Source organism: Bartonella sp. AP57NXGY (assembly GCF_042195805.1).
Lineage (GTDB): Bacteria > Pseudomonadota > Alphaproteobacteria > Rhizobiales > Rhizobiaceae > Bartonella.
The window spans coordinates 1-1,346 of the sequence record NZ_JBHIOZ010000293.1 but is presented as its reverse complement, the minus strand read 5'-3'; the positions used below and the strand labels follow the sequence as shown (position 1 = coordinate 1,346).

The following is a 1,346-nucleotide window of genomic DNA, read 5'->3' as shown; positions in this document are numbered from 1 at the left end:
AAAGAAGCTTATCTTGCTCTTTGGCTAGAAGCAAATTTTAGCAAAAAGCAGATTTTACAACTTTACCTTGACCGAGCATATATGGGAGGAAACAATTTTGGTATTGCCGCAGCGGCAAAATTTTATTTTGGAAAAAACATACGTCATGTCTCTTTAAGTGAATCTGCTATGTTAGCAGGACTCTTTAAAGCTCCAACAAAATATGCTCCTCATAGTCATCTCTTTGCAGCTCAAACACGTGCCAATATCGTCCTTTCTAATCTTGTTAATAGTGGCTTTATGACGAAGAGCCAAATTATCAATGCGCATCGCCACCCTGCTAAGGCACTTCCCCAAAGAGAAAATAATCAGCCAGATTATTTTCTTGATTGGGCATTCGAGGAAGTCAAAAAAATGCGTAATCAACTTCCAAGCCATAGTTTAATTATTCAAACGACCCTTGATCCGAATATTCAAAAAGCAGCAGAAGAATCAATCGCATATCATTTACATCAATATGGTCAACAATATCGCGTAACCCAAGCTGCCACCGTTATACTCGATAATAACGGTGCCGTATGCGCAATTGTTGGAGGACAAGATTATAAAAAGAGCCAATTTAACAGAGCAACACAAGGCGGACGGCAAACTGGTTCTTCATTCAAACCTTATGTTTACGCAACCGCACTGGAACACGGACTGTCTCCCTCGACAATCGTTTTAGATGCTCCTATCAATTGGGGAGGTTGGACACCAAAAAATAATTCTGGTCGTTATTTGGGAAAAATTGATTTAGCAACAGCTTTAGCTTTTTCTATTAATACAGTCCCTGTGTATCTCACCTATCAATATCTTAACCGTGATACCCAACCCATCATAGATCTCATCAAGAATATGGGGATTAACGCGCATATTTTATCACACAAAACAATGGTTCTTGGTACTTCCAACATGACCCCCATGGATCAAGCAACTGGCTTTAATGTCTTTGCCAATGGCGGGATAGCTGGTAATCGTCATGGGTTTACGCAAATCAAAACAATTGATGGTCGTGTCGTGTGGGATTTCGAACATAACGGAAAAAAACTACACCGAGTTCTGAGTGAACAATCAACAGCTTATATGAACCAAATGATGGTGGGTGTCACGACACGAGGATCTGGTAAGCGTGCTGCTCTAACCATGACTCTCGTCGCTGGGAAAACTGGAACATCACAATCTTATCGTGATGCTTGGTTTGTTGGCTTTACAGGCAATTATACAGGAGCGGTATGGATGGGAAATGATAACTTTTCACCGATGAATCGTGCTTTTGGGGGTGGCGTTCCTGCCATGATATGGCATCGCATCATGCTTGCTGCACATCA

Annotated in this window: 1 protein-coding gene; it reads left to right on the top strand. The window is 41.2% G+C overall.

Annotation, left to right across the window (positions count from 1 at the left end; all coding sequences use genetic code 11):
• A partial coding sequence (locus tag ACFIL8_RS10395) for a transglycosylase domain-containing protein (protein ID WP_375689705.1) occupies window positions 1–1,346 on the top strand: 1,346 nt, incomplete at both ends.